The organism is Achromobacter sp. 1011791174 (assembly GCF_059760925.1).
On sequence record NZ_JCBANH010000035.1, the window covers coordinates 1 to 14,320 of the forward strand.

Genomic DNA, 14,320 nt, shown 5'->3' on the forward strand with positions numbered 1-14,320 from the left:
GGCCCGCCCCGGGCCTTCCCGGTCCGGCCTACTTCGCGGCGGCGGGCGCCGCCGGGGGCGGGGGGTAGGCCTGGTTGAGGTACTGGATGATCAGCTGCGCCTGATCCGGCGCGATGGGCGCGCCATAGACGGCGACCATCTTCTTGACCTCGGCCTCCCAGAAGCCCAGCGGCATGGGCGGCTGGGTGGACAGGTAGTCCACCGAATGGCACATGAGGCACTGGGCCGCGCTCTGTGCGCCGGGGCTGGCGCCCGGATGCAGGGTGGCGGTTTCGGCGGGCAGCTGGATGTCCAGCGCATGGGCCGGCGACAGCATGGCCAGGGCGGCAGCGCCGGCCAGCGCAAGCAGATGACGGTTCATGACGGGCTCCTCAGGCGGCGGTGACGCGCAGGGTTTCGACCACGTTGCGCATGTAGCCGGCGGGGTTCCACAGCGCCTCCAGCGGCTGGGTCTCGCCGGCCATGTTGGTGGCGCGGGCCTTCAGCTCGTAGGCGCCCGCCCGTTCCGGCCTGAAGTCCGCCTGCCATTCGCGGAAGGAGTAGCGCCCCAGGTCCTGGCCCAGTTGCGCGGCGCGCCAGGTCTTGCCGCCGTCGGCCGAGAACTGCACCTCGCGGATGCCGCGTCCGCCGTCGAAGGCGATGCCGCGCACGCGCTGCGCCTGGCCCAGCGGCAGGCGCGCGCCGTCGGCCAGGCTGGTGATGAAGCTGCGCACGTTGTAGCGGCCGATCGGGCGGGTCTTCTCCGGCGCCTTGCCCACCGGCGTACAGGCGCAGTCGTTGTCCGGGATGCGGTAGGCCTTCTGCATCCAGTAGCCGTCGAACTCCTTGTCCAGCACGGTGATGTCGGCCAGGTGCTTGACCCAGTAGGTGCCGTAGTGGCCCGGCACCACCAGGCGCACGGGATAGCCGTTGAGCAGGGGCAGGTCGGCGCCGTTCATGGCGTAGGCCAGCATGACCTCGCCGTCCATCGCGTGGGCCGCATCCAGCGCCTTGACGAACTCGGGCGTGCCCGGCAGCACCGGCCGGTCCATGCCTTCGAAGCTGACCTGGCGCGCGCTCTTGCCGATGCCGGCCTTCTCCAGCACGCGCGACAGGGGGATGCCGAGCCAGCGCGCATTGCCCATGGCGCCGTTGCCCAGCTGTCCGCCGCCCACGCGCGGCTCGAAGAAGCCGCGGCTGTTGCCGGAACACTGGGTCACGGCCACCAGCTCCACCGGCGCGCCGAACTTCTCTTTCAGGTCGGCCAGCGTCAGTTCCAGCGGCGCGTCCACCAGGCCGCCCACGCGCAGCCGGTAGGCGGCCGGGTCGATCCGGGTCGGTATGTTCCCCAGGTGATAGCGCACGAAGAAGGCATCGTTGGGGGTGATGAGGCCCTCGTTGTAGACCTCGAACGGCGTTTCCAGCTGCGGCGGCCGGGCGGTCTGGCGGATCAGGGGGCGCTTCTGCGGGTAGGCGATCAGCTCGCGCTCGCCGTTGGCGAAGGGCAGGGTGACGGTGGCGGGGGCCGCCAGCGCGTTCAGGGCCTGGCCGGCTGTCGTGCCGGCCGCGCCCAGGGTACAGGCCTGGCGCAGGAAGCGCCGGCGTCCGTTGGTGCCGGATGTGCTCATACTCGTTGTCTCCAGGAGTTTTTCGAGTACGCTGCCGGCGTTGCGCAACCTGTCCGGCGGCGGCTTGCCAGAGTATGCGCCCGGACCCCGTCGCCGCGCCACGCTTTTGCGCGCCGCGCGGTTTCAAAAACCGCTATTTCCGTCTTGGACCATGTCGCTACGATTCGATGGCCGCGCCTTCGCGGCCCTGCTGCTGCTCACCGCCGTGGAGGCGTTGATCGCCACCGTGGGAAAACCCTATCCCTGGCTGCGAGGCTTCGTCGGCGACGTGCTGGCGGTGGGCTGGGTGTACCTCGTGTTCCGCAGTTTCATCCGGGCGGGCGTGCTGCCGCTGGCGGTGGCGGCGCTGCTGACGGGCTATGCGGTCGAGTTCGGCCAATACCTGGCCAAGCTCTACGGCTGGCAGATCAAGCAGCCGCTGCTGCGCATCCTGCTCGGCAGCGTGCCGGACTGGTGGGACGTGCTGGCCTACACCGTGGGTTTCTTCCTGGTGCTGGCGCTGGCGGGCTGGCGCCGGCGCGGCGGGCGCGTGCCCGCCGGCGCCTAGGTGGCGTGCGCATGCCGGCGGCCGTATTTGCGGGACTGCACACTAGCGCAGCACCAGCACCGGCAGCTTGGTCTGCGCCAGCACGCGCTGGGTTTCGCTGCCCAGCAGGAAGCCGGTCATGCCGTGGCGTCCATGCGAGCCCATGATGATGAGATCGCAGCCCTGCGCCTTGGCGGTGTCGACGATGGCGGCGTGCGGGTGGTCGTTGACCGCCACCAGGCAGGAGCAGGGCACCAGCGCACTGCGGGCCTGCGCCTCCAGCCCGTCCAGGTAGGCCTGCGCGTTCTTGCGCGCCTGGTCGGTGTGGTAGCCCTGGGCGGTGCCTAGCATCTCGGCCTGGTAGACCAGCAGGTGGTCTTCGGGAATGGCGCGCAGCACGGTGACGGCGGCGTTCATCTCCTTGGCGAAGACGATGCTGCGCTGGAAAACCGAATCGGACAGCGGCGAGCCGTCCACGGTGATGAGCAGGTGCCTGTACATGTTGCCTCTCCCTTGGAAAAAGGAACGTTCAGCAACGGCGAATTCAGTATAGGCCCGTGTTTTGGCGTGATCCAGTCCCGCTTTCGGACGAGGGCGGCGGGGTTTTCCCGGACGGCGCCGGGCGTGTCGGACGGCGGGTCAGGCGTGCGCGGGAGCGCGGCGGCCGACGGCCGGCGCGGCCCGGTCGGCGGCGGGCGGCGCGCCATCAACGGCGCGGCCGTCCGGCAGGATCACGTTGGGGAACAGCGCGCCGGTGCCCATCAGAGCGCCGGCGGCCATCAGCCAGCGGTGCAGGGTCTGGCCGACGCCTTGCGGGTCGCTGGCGCCGTTTCGGGTGTCCGGTAGGGTAGGGGTCATGGATCTGCTCGCGATGCCGCGCAGGCGCTGCCGCCCGCGGTTTGGGCTGGTGGTGGCAAGCCCAGACTCTAAGCAAGCGTGCGCATCGCCAGCAAGCATTCTTTAGTGATGACGATATGCGCGCGCCTTATGCCGGCCTCGCATAAGCGCATGCGCAATCCGTTCTTCCGCGCCGACGCGCGCGGCGATAGGCTGCATGCCTGAACCCCGCCGGGGCCAGCCGTCGCGCCGGCCCCGGCCAGAAGCCTGGAAGACCGTCCGTCATGACCAAGAAGCAGATCCTGCTCAACGCCTTCAACATGAATTGCGTGGGCCACATCAACCATGGGCTGTGGACGCATCCGCGCGACACGTCCACCGCCTACAAGACACTGGATTACTGGACCGGCCTTGCGCGGCTGCTGGAGCGCGGCCTGTTCGACGGCCTGTTCCTGGCCGACATCGTCGGCGTGTATGACGTGTACCAGGACTCGGCCGACCTGACCCTGCGCGAGTCCATCCAGCTGCCCGTCAACGACCCGCTGCTGATCGTGCCGGCCATGGCGGCGGCCACGCGCCACCTGGGCTTTGGCGTCACCGTCAACCTGACCTACGAGGCGCCCTATCTGCTGGCGCGCCGCTTCTCCACGCTGGACCACCTGACCCAGGGCCGCGTGGGCTGGAACATCGTCACCGGCTACCTGGAGAGCGCGGCGCGCGCCATGGGGCTGTCCGGGCAGATCGCGCACGACGAGCGCTACGACCGCGCCGACGAATTCCTGGACGTGGCCTATCAGCTGTGGGAAGGCAGCTGGGACGCGGACGCGGTCAAGGCCGACAAGCGCGCGCGGGTCTATGCCGATCCCGCCGCCGTGCGCCGGGTGGACCATGCCGGCAAATACTATCGTGTTCAAGGCTATCACCTGGCCGAGCCTTCGCCGCAGCGCACGCCGGTGCTGTACCAGGCGGGCTCGTCGGGCCGGGGGCTGGCCTTCGCCGCGCGCCATGCCGAATGCGTGTTCGTTTCCAGCCAGACCAAGGAGGGGCTGCGCAAGCTGGTGTCCGAGCTGCGCGAGGCGGTCGCGCGCGAGGGCCGCGATCCGCGCGACATCAAGTTCTTCATGGGCATCACGGCCGTCGTCGGGCGAACGGAACGGGAAGCCCGGGACAAGCACGCCGAGTACCTGCGCTACGCCAGTCCCGAGGCTGGCCTGGCGCACTACGCCAGCTCCACCGGCATCGATTTTTCCACCTACGCGCCGGACGAGCCGATCCGCTACGTGAAGAACAACGCCATCGAATCCGCCGTGCGCAGCCTGACCGTCGCGCGCACCGACCGCACGGTGCGCGACCTGCTGGCCGACATGGCGCTGGGCGGGCGCTATCCGGCGTTGGTGGGCAGCGCCGCGCAGGTGGCCGACGAGCTGGAATCCTGGGTCGCGGAAACCGGCATCGACGGCTTCAACCTGGCGCGCACGGTCACGCCGGAGTGCTATGAGGACTTCATCGACCTGGTGATTCCCGAGCTGCAATCGCGCGGCTCATACAAGACCGTCTACGCCGACGGCACGTTGCGCGAGAAGCTGTTCGGCGCGGGCCGGGCGGCCTTGCCGGACGTACACGCGGGCGCGCGCGCCCGGGCCGCCTACGCCTGAACGCGCGGCGCGCATGCGTGGCAGATAACCGGCGCCGCAAGGCGCCGGCTTTGCTTAGAACCCCAGGCGATAAGCGCATATTTCCCGAAGTGGGTTGCTGTCCATGCGGTGCAAGCGCGGCCACATAAGGCACATAAGGTCATGCCGACTAAGTATTTTTCGGCGCGCAAACGCGATGACAGAATCGTCCCGTCTCCTGTCCCATCCTGGAATCGAAACGATGTCTACCCTGATCCGCCTGCTGTCCGTCGCCGTCCTGGCCACCGCCTTCACCGCCGGCGCGCAAGCGCAGCAAAAGTCCTCCATCAGCGTCGGCATTTCCGTCGGCACGACCGAGAAGATCTTCGACGTGGTCAAGCAGGTCGCGGCCCGCGACGGACTGGAGATCAAGCTGGTCAAGTTCAATGACTACCAGCTGCCCAATGCCGCGCTGAACGCCGGCGACCTGGACGCCAACGCCTTCCAGCACAAGCCCTTCCTGGACAACCAGATCAAGGCGCGCGGCTTCGACATCGTGCCGGTGGGGCTGACCGTCACCGCGCCGCTGGGCTTCTATTCGCGCAAGATCAAGGCGCTGGGCGACCTGCCCGAGGGCGCTTCGGTGGGCATCCAGAACGACCCGTCCAACGGCAACCGCGCGCTGCGCCTGCTGGCGGCGTACAAGCTGATCACGCTCAAGCCCGAGGCCGAGCAGAAGAACAACGCCACGCCGCAGGACGTGGTGTCCAACCCGCGCAAGCTCAAGCTGGTGCCGCTGGACGCGGCGCAGTTGCCGCGCTCGCTCGATGACCTGACCGCCGCCGCCATCAACAACGACTATGCCGACCAGGCCGGCCTGGTGCCGGCGCGCGACGCCATCGGCCGCGAAGCCGCCGATGGTCCCTACGCCAACCTGATCGCGGTGCGTACCAAGGACCGCGACCAGCCCTGGGTCAAGAAGCTGGTGGCGGCCTACCAGTCGCCCGAGGTCCGCGCCTTCATCGAGAAAGAATTCAAGGGCTCGCTGGTGCCCGCGTTCTGACGCGTCCGGCAGTCTTTTCCGCATCCCTGACATCCGGCGACACACCATGAGCATCATCACCCTGGCGGGCAGCCCGTCGCAGCGTTCCCGTTCCTCCGCCCTGCTGCGCCACGCCGCCAACCGGCTGCGCGCGGGCGGCTGGAACATCGGCGAACTGGGCCTGCGCGACATTCCCGCCGAAGAGCTGATCGAGGGCCACTACGCCAGCCCCGCCGCCGGCGCGCTGCGCGCCCGCGTCGCGGCCGCCGACGCGGTGCTGATCTCCACCCCGGTCTACAAGGCCTCGTTCGCCGGCGGCCTGAAGGCCGTGCTGGACCTGCTGGACGAGAAGGCGCTGGCCGGCAAGGTGGTGCTGCCCATCGCCACCGGCGGCAGCCCGGCGCATCTGCTGGCGCTGGAATACGGCCTCAAGCCCGTGTTGTCCGCGCTGGGCGCGCGCCACATCCTGGCCGGCGTGTACGCCACCGACAAGCAGGTGCGCGTCGACGAGGCCGGCCAGCCCCATATCGACGACGACGTGCGGCAGCGGCTGGAGGACTCGGTCGACCGGCTGTCCGAACAATTGCGTCCGCATGCCTATGTCGCCAATGAAGCCTATGACCTGGGCCGGCTGGCGCTGGCCGGCGGCTTCAGCGTCTGAACCGGAAACCCGCACATGAACCCATTTCCTTCCGCCATCCGCCGCGCCTTGCTGCGCGGCCTGCTGGGCCTGTTGGGCGCGGCGCTGCTGGCGCCGGCCGCGCAGGCGCAGGACGGCAAGACGCTGCGCATCGGCTTTCAGAAATACGGCACGCTCACCATCGTCAAGGCGTTGGGCACGCTGGACAAGCGCCTGGCCGAGCAGGGCGTGACGGTGAAGTGGACCGAGTTCCCCGCCGGCCCGCAATTGCTGGAAGGCCTGAACGTGGGCTCGATCGACTTCGGCACGGTGGGCGAGGCCCCGCCGATCTTCGCCCAGGCCGCCGGCGCCGCGCTGGTGTACGTGGGCAGCGAGCCCGCCGCGCCCGCCAGCGAGGCCATCCTGGTGCCCAAGGATTCGCCGCTGCGCGGTGTGGCCGACCTGAAGGGCAGAAAGGTCGCGCTGAACAAGGGCTCGAACGTGCACTACCTGCTGGTCAAGCAGCTGGAGCGCGCGGGCGTGGCCTACCGCGACGTGAACGTGGTCTACCTCACGCCGTCGGACGCACGCGCCGCCTTCGAGCGCGGCGCGATCGACGCCTGGGTCATCTGGGATCCGTTCCAGGCCGCCGCCGAGAAACAGCTGGGCGCGCGTGTGCTGGCCGACGGCGCCGGCGTGGTCAAGAACTACCAGTTCTTCCTGGCCGCCAGTGGCTACGAGAAGGCGCATCCGCAGATCATCCAGACCGTGCTGGACGAAGTGCGCAAGGGCGACCTGTGGGCGCGCGACCACCGCGCCGAAAGCGTGGCCCTGCTGCAGCCGGTGCTGGGCCTGGACCGCGAGATCGTGGAGCTGGCCGCGAGCCGGCTGGCCTATGGCGTGCAGCCGATCACGCGCGAGGTGCTGCTGGAACAGCAGCAGGTGGCGGACGCCTTCCATGCGCTCAAGCTCATCCCCAAACCGCTCAACGTATTCGACGCCGCGCCGTCGATACTGAAATAGACGAGGGCAGGATTTTCATGGACGTTTTCTGGTTCATCCCCACGCACGGCGATTCGCGTTACCTCGGCACCAGCCTGGGCGCGCGCGAGGCCGGTTACGACTACTTCCGGCAGGTGGCCGTGGCCGCCGATACGCTGGGCTACGACGGCGTGCTGCTGCCCACCGGCCGCTCCTGCGAAGACGCCTGGGTGGTGGCCTCCAGCCTGATCGGCGCGACCAGCCGGCTCAAGTTCCTGGTGGCGATACGCCCCGGCGTCAGCTCGCCGCAGTTCTCCGCGCGCATGGCCGCCACCTTCGACCGCCTGTCGCAAGGGCGTCTGCTGGTCAACGTGGTGACGGGTGGCGATCCCGGCGAACTGGAAGGCGACGGCGTGTTCGTCAGCCATGACGAGCGCTACGCCATCACCGCCGACTACCTGAAGATCTGGCGCGGCATCCTGGCCGCCAGCCACGAGGGCGCGGGCTACAGCCATGACGGCGAAAAGCTGGTGTCCAAGGGCGGCAAGGTGCTGTATCCGCCCACGCAGAAGCCGTATCCGCCGCTGTATTTCGGCGGCTCGTCCGAGGCCGCGCACGAGCTGGCGGCCGAGCAGCTGGACGTGTACCTGACCTGGGGCGAGCCGCCCGAGGCCGTGGCCCGCAAGATCGCCGACGTGCGCGAGCGCGCGGCGCGCCATGGACGCAGCGTCAAGTTCGGCATCCGGCTGCATGTCATCGTGCGCGAGACCGCGGCGGCCTGGGCCGCCGCCGACGAGCTGATCAGCCATCTGAGCGAGGACACGGTGAACGCCGCGCAGGCGGCCTTCGCCAGGATGGATTCGGAAGGCCAGCGGCGCATGGCCGCGCTGCATGGCGGCAAGCTCGACGATGGCCGGGGCGGCCGCTCGCATCTGGAGATTGCCCCCAACCTGTGGGCCGGCGTGGGCCTGGTGCGCGGCGGCGCGGGCACGGCCCTGGTTGGCGACCCGCAGACCGTGGCGGCGCGCATCCAGGAGTACGCCGAGCTGGGCATCGACACCTTCATCTTCTCGGGCTATCCGCACCTGGAAGAGTCGTACCGCTTCGCCGAGCTGGTGTTTCCGCTGCTGCCCGGCAAGGGCCGTGGCCGCCAGGGCAATCCGGTGTTGACCGGCCCGTTCGGCGAGGTCATGGCCACCGAGCTGGTGCCGAAGGTCGCGGCCAGCTGATGAGCGCCCGACTCGAACGCGGCTGGCGCGCGGCGCTGGCGCCCTGGCTGGTGCCGCTGGGCATCCTGGCGCTGTGGCAGCTGGCGGCGCAGGCCGGCTGGCTGTCATCGCGCATCCTGCCCGCGCCCTCGGCCGTGGCCGCCGCGGCCTGGTCGCTGGCCGTGTCGGGCGAGCTGTGGCTGCATCTGCGCGTCAGCGCGCTGCGCGCCTTGTGGGGCCTGCTGCTGGGCGGCGGGCTGGGCCTGGCGCTGGGCCTGCTGAATGGCGCGTCGCGCCGCGCCGAGACGCTGCTGGACACCACGCTGCAGATGATCCGCAACATTCCCGTGCTGGCGCTGATCCCGCTGTTCATCCTGTGGTTCGGCATCGAAGAGACCGCCAAGCTGGCGCTGCTGTCGGTGGGCGTGTTCTTTCCCGTTTATCTCAACACGTTCCACGGCATCCGCTCGGTGGATCCGGCGCTGATCGAAATGGGCCGGTCCTATGGCCTGAGCGGCTGGCGCCTGTACCGCGACGTGATCCTGCCCGGCGCGCTGCCGTCCATGCTGGTGGGCCTGCGCTTCGCGCTGGGCCTGGTGTGGGTGGTGCTGATCGTGACCGAGACCATCTCGGCGCAGTCCGGCATCGGCTACATGACCATGAACGCGCGCGAGTTCCTGCAGACCGACGTGGTGCTGCTGGGCATCCTGCTCTACGCGCTGCTGGGCAAGGGCGCGGACGCGCTGGCCCGCGCGCTGGAGCGGCGCCTGCTGCGCTGGAACCCCGCTTACCGGCCGGCCTGAGCCGGCCCTCTAGGAGTGATGATGGCCAAGACCCAAACCGTGCAGGACGCGCGCCGCGACGACGGCGCGGGCGCCGCTTCCGGACGCGCGGCCGACGCGCCGCCGCCCACGCCGGCCGAGGCGCTGGAAACGCTGGCGCAGGCGCTGGCCGCCACCGCCGTCGAGCGCGACCGCCAGGGCGGACATGCCGCCCGCGAGCGCGAACTGATCCGCCAGAGCGGCCTGCTGCGGCTGTCGGTGCCGACCGCGTATGGCGGGGCCGGCGCCAGTTGGTCGACGGTCCTGGGCGCCGTGCGCCGGCTGGCCCAGGCCGACAGCGCGCTGGCGCATGTATTCGGTTTCCACCATCTGCAGGTGGCCGGGGTGCTGCTCTACGGCACGCCCGAGCAGCATGCCTACTTCCTGGAACCGACCGTGGCGCGCAACCTGTTCTGGGGCAATGCGCTCAATCCGCTGGACCGCCGCGTGGTCGCGCGCGCCGAGCTGGACGGCTATCGCATCGACGGTGTCAAGAGCTTCAGCTCGGGCTCGGTGGGCTCGGACCTGCTGACCTTCTCGGCCTGGCACAAGCCGTCCGGCACGGCGCTGATCGCCGCGCTGCCGACGCGCGTCGAGGGCATCACCGTCAATCCGGACTGGGACGCCTTCGGCCAGCGCCAGACCGACAGCGGCACGGTGCGCTTCGACCATGTGCGGCTCGAGCCCGTGCAGGTGCTGCAGGCGCCGGGCGCCACGCCGACCGCGCGCGCCACGCTGCGCTCGCAGGTGGCGCAGCTGATCATGACCAATCTGTACCTGGGCATCGCGCAGGGCGCATACCAGGACGCGCGCGGCTATGTGCGCGACGCCGCCCGGCCGTGGTTCGCCTCGGGCGTGGAGCGCCACGCCGACGATCCCTATGTGCAGGAGCGCTTCGGCGAGTTCTGGCTGTCGCTGCAGGCGGCCCGCGCGCTGGCCGACCAGGCGGCGCAGGCGCTGGACGAGGCGCTGGCGCGCGGCCCGTCCGTCACCGCCGAGGAGCGCGGCCGCGTCGCCGTGGCCGGCGCGCAGGCCAAGGTGCTGGCGCATCGCGCCGCGCTGTCGGTGGGCGCCGAGCTGTTCGACGTGACCGGCGCCAGCTCCACCCACAACCGCCACGGCCTGGACCGCCACTGGCGCAACGCGCGCGTGCACACGCTGCACGATCCCGTGGCCTACAAGATCCGCGACCTGGGCCGCTACGCGCTGCTGGATCAGTTGCCCGAACCCACGCCGTATTCCTGACCCCAGGCCTGTCCCGATGATGAACCGACCGCCATTTCCCGGATTTACCCGATGACCCAGAGCGCGACGCTTTCCCCGCTTTCCACCGTGCCCCAGCCCGTGATCCGGCTGGACGCCGTGAGCAAATCCTTCCGCCTGCCGGCGGGCCGCTTCGACGCGGTTTGCGACGTGTCGCTGTCGATCCGCGCCGGCGACACCTTCGGCATCATCGGCAAGAGCGGCGCCGGCAAGTCCACGCTGCTGCGCCTGATCAACCTGCTGGAGCGGCCCGACCACGGCGCCGTGTACGTGGCCGGCACCGAGCTGACCGGCCTGGGCAAGTCCGCGCTGCGCGCCGCGCGCCAGAACATCGGCATGATCTTCCAGCAGTTCAACCTGCTGCAGAACGAGACCGTGTTCGAGAACGTCGCCTTCCCGCTGCGCGTGCACGGCGGCCGCAACCGCGAACAGATCGCCGCGCGGGTGCGCGAGTGTCTGGAGATCGTGGGGCTGGCGGACAAGGCCGCCAGCCATCCGGCGCAGCTGTCCGGCGGCCAGAAGCAGCGCGTGGCCATCGCCCGCGCGCTGGCCAGCGAACCGGCGGTGCTGCTGTGCGACGAGCCCACCTCCGCGCTGGATCCCGAAACCACCCGCTCGGTGCTGGGCGTGCTGCGCGACATCAACCGGCGGCTGGGCGTGACCATCGTCATCGTGACGCACGAGCTGGCCGTGGTGCGCGCGCTGTGCCGCCATGTGGCGGTGATGGAGAACGGCCGCGTGCTGGAGCAGGCCGAGATCACGGGCGCGCACGTGAACCTGAGTTCGGCGCTGGGGCGCGAACTCATCCGCGAGGCCGCCCATCCCTATGAAGAGGTGGCGTGATGCTGGATACCTTCGTGCAATTGCTGCCCGAGCTGGGCGTGGCGATCGGCCAGACCTTCCTGATGCTGGCGATCGCGCTGTCCGCGTCCATCCTGCTGGGCGGGCCGCTCGGCGTGCTGGTGTTCCTGACCGGGCCGGGCCAGTCGCTGGACCGCCCCGTGCTGCACCGGCTGCTGAGCTGGACGGTGAATACCGTGCGGTCCTTTCCCTTCATCATCCTGCTGGTGGCGCTGGTGCCGTTCACGCGCGTCATCGCCGGCACTTCGATCGGTCCGGTGGCCGCGGCCGTGCCGCTGTCCTTCGCCGCCATTCCGTATTTCGCGCGGCTGGTCGAGCAGGTGCTGCGCGAAGTGCCGCGCGGCGTGATCGAGGCCGCGCATGCCGCCGGCGCGTCGGAGCTGCAGATCGTGCGGCGCGTGCTGCTGGTGGAAGCGCGTTCCGGCCTGGTGCTGGCGCTGACCGTGCTGGCGGTTAGCTTCCTGTCCTACTCGGCCGTGGCCGGCGTGGTGGGCGGCGGCGGCATCGGCGACCTGGCCATCCGCTACGGCTATTACCGTTTCCAGACCGACGTGATGGCGCTGACCGTAGCGCTGCTGGTCGTGCTGGTGCAGATCATCCAGTTCGCCGGCAACACCATCGCCCGGCGCATCGACAAACGCTGATTCCCCTACGCCATTCCGAGGTCGTCCATGTCCGTCTTGCGCAAGCTCTCCCTCCGTCAACTGGCCGTCGCCGTCGCCGCGCTGGCCCTGTCCGGCGCCGCCGTCGCGGCCGATCCGGCCAAGAAGGAAATCGTCTTTGGCGCCACCGCCGGTCCCTACAGCGACCAGATCAAGCTGGGCATCAAGCCCATCCTGGAAAAGCAGGGCTACACGGTGCGCGTGGTCGAGTTCAACGACTATGTGCAGCCCAACTTCGCGCTGGCGCAGGGCGCGCTGGACGCCAATGCGTTCCAGCACGTGGTTTATCTGAAGAACTTCGCGGCCAAGAACAAGCTGGAGTTGTCGGAGCTGGTGAAGGTGCCGACCGCGCCGATCGCCATCTACAGCCGGAAATACAAGAGCGTGGACGCCGCGCCCGAGGGCGTGAGCGTGGCCGTGCCCAACGATCCCACCAATCAGGCGCGCGCGCTGGTGGTGTTGCAGGAGCTGGGCTGGATCAAGCTGCGCGAGGGCTACGACCCGCTGCAGGTGTCGGAGAAGGACGTGGCCGCCAATCCGAAGAAGATCAAGCTCATCCCGTTGGAGGCGGCTCAGTTGCCGCGCTCGCTGGAGGACACCGACTATTCCTTCGTCAACGGCAATTTCGCGCTGGCGTCCGGGCTCAAGCTGACCGAGGCGCTGGCGCTGGAAAAGACCACGCCCACCTACCAGAACCTGGTGGCGGTGCGCACGGCCGATCTGTCCAGGCCCTATGTGCAGGACATCGCGGCGGCCTACCGCTCGCGCGAGTTCCTGGCCGTGACCGAGAAATCCTTCGCCGGCTTCGTCAAGACCGACGACCAGCGCAAGCTGGAGGCGTCCCGCTGAGGGCCGCGCGGCCGGGCGCGGGCAGGATCGGGTATCGGGAGGCTGCCGTCATGTTCATCAACCCCAACGAGTTCGAGTTGCTGCGGCACCTGGACGGGCCGGCCCGCACGGGGCCCGAGGCCGGCGCGGACGCCCGGGCGGCGCAGGCCGAGCCGGGACCGACGCCGCCGCTGGGCGTGACGCTGCGCAAGCTGGGCAAGCGCTACGGCGAGCGCGTGGTGCTGCGCGGCCTGGACCTGGAGCTGGCCGCCGGCGAGTTCGTGGCGGTGGTCGGGCGCAGCGGCTGCGGCAAGAGCACGCTGCTGCGCCTGCTGGCGGGGCTGGAAGCGCCCAGCGGCGAGCAGGGCGGACCGCCCGCGCGCGCGCCGGTGCTGTTCGACGGGTTTCCTCAGTGGGGCGCCGACGACCGGGTCCGCATCATGTTCCAGGACGCACGGCTGCTGCCGTGGAAGTCGGTGCTGGACAACGTGGCGCTGGGCCTGCCGCGCCGGGAGCGGGCGCAGGCCGCGGCGGTGCTGCGCCAGGTCGGCCTGGGCGACCGGGGCGGCGACTGGCCGGCGCAGCTGTCGGGCGGGCAGCGTCAGCGGGTCGCGCTGGCGCGGGCGCTGGTGCACCGGCCGGGCCTGCTGCTGCTGGACGAGCCGCTGGGCGCGCTGGACGCGCTCACGCGCATCGACATGCAGCAGCTGATCGAGACGCTGTGGCGGCGCGACGGCTTCACGTCCGTGCTGGTGACGCACGACGTGGGCGAGGCCGTGGCGCTGGCGGACCGCATCCTGGTGCTGGACGAGGGCGGGGTGGCGCTGGACGAGCGCGTGCCGCTGACGCGTCCGCGCGCGCGCGGTTCGGCCGCCTTCGCCGCGCTGGAGGCGCGCGTGCTGCGGGTGGTCCTGCGCCAGCCGGAAGAGGAGCCGCGGCCGCTGGCGCAGGTGATTCCCATCCGGCACCTCAAGCTGGCGATTTAGCATTGCCCGCGCCGGCAACGGCGGGCGCGGATTTTCCTTGTATTTCTCAATTCGGGAGCAAGTCATGAGCATTCAATCCATCAACGCCCGCAACCAGTTCCGCGGCAAGATCAAGGAGATCATCCTCGGCCCGGTGGTGTCCGAGGTGGACGTGGACACGCCGGCGGGCATCGTCACCTCGGTGATCACGACCCGTTCGGTCAAGGAACTGGACCTGCAGGTGGGCACCGAGGTGCTGGCCTTCGTCAAGGCCACCGAGGTGTCGGTCGCCAAGCTTTGACGCGGGGGCCGCAACCTTGTAGCGGCTTCATGTGGCGGCCGCGTCACGCGGCGGCGCGCAGCGGGGCTGGCCGGCGGTTGTTGCGACCCAGCAACAGCCGCCGGGGATTGTTTCCAAACCCTGCGCCGTCGCTTTTTTATCCTGCCGCTATGCCAAAATGTCGGGCACCGGGATCGGAGCCAGATC

At 69.9% G+C, this 14,320-nt stretch carries 17 protein-coding genes; 13 read left to right on the top strand and 4 right to left on the bottom strand.

Annotated features, from left to right (window positions below):
- Window positions 1-28: 28 nt before the first annotated feature.
- Together sorB and sorA are read right to left on the bottom strand one after the other, a co-directional pair.
- Window positions 29-361 carry a SorB family sulfite dehydrogenase c-type cytochrome subunit gene (gene sorB / locus AC6LJ5_RS14200; RefSeq protein WP_103272095.1) on the bottom strand — a complete coding sequence of 111 codons (333 nt, stop codon included), beginning with the start codon at window positions 359-361 and terminating at the stop codon, window positions 29-31.
- A 10-nt stretch (window positions 362-371) separates the two neighbouring features.
- Window positions 372-1,607 (bottom strand): SorA family sulfite dehydrogenase catalytic subunit, encoded by a 1,236-nt coding sequence (gene sorA / locus AC6LJ5_RS14205; RefSeq protein ID WP_498140795.1) that lies wholly within the window; start codon window positions 1,605-1,607, stop codon window positions 372-374.
- A gap of 151 nt (window positions 1,608-1,758) precedes the next feature.
- Between sorA and AC6LJ5_RS14210 the strand changes: the two genes are divergently transcribed.
- Entirely contained in the window at window positions 1,759-2,154 is a 396-nt protein-coding gene (locus AC6LJ5_RS14210) for a ribosomal maturation YjgA family protein (RefSeq protein WP_103272097.1), read from the top strand.
- A 42-nt stretch (window positions 2,155-2,196) separates the two neighbouring features.
- Here AC6LJ5_RS14210 and AC6LJ5_RS14215 read toward each other — a convergent pair whose 3' ends face one another.
- Window positions 2,197-2,634, bottom strand: a complete 438-nt coding sequence (locus AC6LJ5_RS14215; RefSeq protein ID WP_103272098.1) for a universal stress protein — start codon at window positions 2,632-2,634, stop codon at window positions 2,197-2,199.
- A gap of 138 nt (window positions 2,635-2,772) precedes the next feature.
- Window positions 2,773-2,991 (bottom strand): hypothetical protein, encoded by a 219-nt coding sequence (locus AC6LJ5_RS14220; protein ID WP_103272099.1) that lies wholly within the window; start codon window positions 2,989-2,991, stop codon window positions 2,773-2,775.
- 263 nt (window positions 2,992-3,254) lie between these two features.
- Between AC6LJ5_RS14220 and AC6LJ5_RS14225 the strand changes: the two genes are divergently transcribed.
- The 12 genes from AC6LJ5_RS14225 to AC6LJ5_RS14280 all read left to right on the top strand — a co-directional run bounded on the left by AC6LJ5_RS14225 (window position 3,255) and on the right by AC6LJ5_RS14280 (window position 14,134).
- Window positions 3,255-4,625, top strand: coding sequence for an LLM class flavin-dependent oxidoreductase (locus tag AC6LJ5_RS14225; RefSeq protein ID WP_498140796.1), 1,371 nt, complete (start codon window positions 3,255-3,257; stop codon window positions 4,623-4,625).
- A gap of 220 nt (window positions 4,626-4,845) precedes the next feature.
- On the top strand, window positions 4,846-5,646 hold the full coding sequence (locus AC6LJ5_RS14230) for a MetQ/NlpA family ABC transporter substrate-binding protein (RefSeq protein ID WP_498140797.1): 801 nt from the start codon (window positions 4,846-4,848) through the stop codon (window positions 5,644-5,646).
- Between the two features lie 46 nt (window positions 5,647-5,692).
- On the top strand, window positions 5,693-6,286 hold the full coding sequence (gene ssuE, locus AC6LJ5_RS14235; RefSeq protein WP_103272102.1) for an NADPH-dependent FMN reductase: 594 nt from the start codon (window positions 5,693-5,695) through the stop codon (window positions 6,284-6,286).
- A 15-nt stretch (window positions 6,287-6,301) separates the two neighbouring features.
- Window positions 6,302-7,267 carry a sulfonate ABC transporter substrate-binding protein gene (locus AC6LJ5_RS14240; protein ID WP_498140798.1) on the top strand — a complete coding sequence of 322 codons (966 nt, stop codon included), beginning with the start codon at window positions 6,302-6,304 and terminating at the stop codon, window positions 7,265-7,267.
- A gap of 17 nt (window positions 7,268-7,284) precedes the next feature.
- Entirely contained in the window at window positions 7,285-8,454 is a 1,170-nt protein-coding gene (ssuD, locus tag AC6LJ5_RS14245) for an FMNH2-dependent alkanesulfonate monooxygenase (protein ID WP_498140799.1), read from the top strand.
- Window positions 8,454-9,236, top strand: a complete 783-nt coding sequence (gene ssuC / locus AC6LJ5_RS14250) for an aliphatic sulfonate ABC transporter permease SsuC (protein WP_498140800.1) — start codon at window positions 8,454-8,456, stop codon at window positions 9,234-9,236. Before ssuD ends, ssuC begins: the two co-directional genes overlap by 1 nt.
- Before the next feature lie 21 nt (window positions 9,237-9,257).
- On the top strand, window positions 9,258-10,499 hold the full coding sequence (locus AC6LJ5_RS14255; protein WP_103276284.1) for an acyl-CoA dehydrogenase family protein: 1,242 nt from the start codon (window positions 9,258-9,260) through the stop codon (window positions 10,497-10,499).
- Window positions 10,500-10,550: 51 nt separating this feature from the next.
- Window positions 10,551-11,360: a methionine ABC transporter ATP-binding protein gene (locus AC6LJ5_RS14260; protein WP_498140801.1), complete on the top strand. Its 810-nt coding sequence runs from the start codon at window positions 10,551-10,553 to the stop codon at window positions 11,358-11,360.
- Window positions 11,360-12,022 carry a methionine ABC transporter permease gene (locus tag AC6LJ5_RS14265; protein WP_103272107.1) on the top strand — a complete coding sequence of 221 codons (663 nt, stop codon included), beginning with the start codon at window positions 11,360-11,362 and terminating at the stop codon, window positions 12,020-12,022. The genes AC6LJ5_RS14260 and AC6LJ5_RS14265 overlap by 1 nt, the downstream gene beginning before the upstream one ends.
- Before the next feature lie 27 nt (window positions 12,023-12,049).
- Window positions 12,050-12,889, top strand: a complete 840-nt coding sequence (locus tag AC6LJ5_RS14270) for a MetQ/NlpA family ABC transporter substrate-binding protein (RefSeq protein WP_498140802.1) — start codon at window positions 12,050-12,052, stop codon at window positions 12,887-12,889.
- A 50-nt stretch (window positions 12,890-12,939) separates the two neighbouring features.
- Window positions 12,940-13,854 carry an ATP-binding cassette domain-containing protein gene (locus tag AC6LJ5_RS14275; protein WP_498140803.1) on the top strand — a complete coding sequence of 305 codons (915 nt, stop codon included), beginning with the start codon at window positions 12,940-12,942 and terminating at the stop codon, window positions 13,852-13,854.
- A 64-nt stretch (window positions 13,855-13,918) separates the two neighbouring features.
- Window positions 13,919-14,134 carry a TOBE domain-containing protein gene (locus AC6LJ5_RS14280; RefSeq protein ID WP_006227327.1) on the top strand — a complete coding sequence of 72 codons (216 nt, stop codon included), beginning with the start codon at window positions 13,919-13,921 and terminating at the stop codon, window positions 14,132-14,134.
- The last annotated feature ends 186 nt before the right edge of the window (window positions 14,135-14,320 follow it).

What these genes read in the sequence shown, in the direction of transcription:
- AC6LJ5_RS14255 (WP_103276284.1), top strand. Translation starts at nt 9,258, where the DNA reads ATGGCCAAGACCCAAACCGTGCAGGACGCGCGCCGCGACGACGGCGCG.
- AC6LJ5_RS14240 (WP_498140798.1), top strand. Translation starts at nt 6,302, where the DNA reads ATGAACCCATTTCCTTCCGCCATCCGCCGCGCCTTGCTGCGCGGCCTG.
- AC6LJ5_RS14230 (WP_498140797.1), top strand. Translation starts at nt 4,846, where the DNA reads ATGTCTACCCTGATCCGCCTGCTGTCCGTCGCCGTCCTGGCCACCGCC.
- ssuC (WP_498140800.1), top strand. Translation starts at nt 8,454, where the DNA reads ATGAGCGCCCGACTCGAACGCGGCTGGCGCGCGGCGCTGGCGCCCTGG.
- AC6LJ5_RS14210 (WP_103272097.1), top strand. Translation starts at nt 1,759, where the DNA reads ATGTCGCTACGATTCGATGGCCGCGCCTTCGCGGCCCTGCTGCTGCTC.
- AC6LJ5_RS14275 (WP_498140803.1), top strand. Translation starts at nt 12,940, where the DNA reads ATGTTCATCAACCCCAACGAGTTCGAGTTGCTGCGGCACCTGGACGGG.
- ssuE (WP_103272102.1), top strand. Translation starts at nt 5,693, where the DNA reads ATGAGCATCATCACCCTGGCGGGCAGCCCGTCGCAGCGTTCCCGTTCC.
- AC6LJ5_RS14270 (WP_498140802.1), top strand. Translation starts at nt 12,050, where the DNA reads ATGTCCGTCTTGCGCAAGCTCTCCCTCCGTCAACTGGCCGTCGCCGTC.
- AC6LJ5_RS14215 (WP_103272098.1), bottom strand. Translation starts at nt 2,634, where the DNA reads ATGTACAGGCACCTGCTCATCACCGTGGACGGCTCGCCGCTGTCCGAT.
- sorA (WP_498140795.1), bottom strand. Translation starts at nt 1,607, where the DNA reads ATGAGCACATCCGGCACCAACGGACGCCGGCGCTTCCTGCGCCAGGCC.
- AC6LJ5_RS14225 (WP_498140796.1), top strand. Translation starts at nt 3,255, where the DNA reads ATGACCAAGAAGCAGATCCTGCTCAACGCCTTCAACATGAATTGCGTG.
- sorB (WP_103272095.1), bottom strand. Translation starts at nt 361, where the DNA reads ATGAACCGTCATCTGCTTGCGCTGGCCGGCGCTGCCGCCCTGGCCATG.
- AC6LJ5_RS14280 (WP_006227327.1), top strand. Translation starts at nt 13,919, where the DNA reads ATGAGCATTCAATCCATCAACGCCCGCAACCAGTTCCGCGGCAAGATC.
- AC6LJ5_RS14220 (WP_103272099.1), bottom strand. Translation starts at nt 2,991, where the DNA reads ATGACCCCTACCCTACCGGACACCCGAAACGGCGCCAGCGACCCGCAA.
- AC6LJ5_RS14260 (WP_498140801.1), top strand. Translation starts at nt 10,551, where the DNA reads ATGACCCAGAGCGCGACGCTTTCCCCGCTTTCCACCGTGCCCCAGCCC.
- AC6LJ5_RS14265 (WP_103272107.1), top strand. Translation starts at nt 11,360, where the DNA reads ATGCTGGATACCTTCGTGCAATTGCTGCCCGAGCTGGGCGTGGCGATC.
- ssuD (WP_498140799.1), top strand. Translation starts at nt 7,285, where the DNA reads ATGGACGTTTTCTGGTTCATCCCCACGCACGGCGATTCGCGTTACCTC.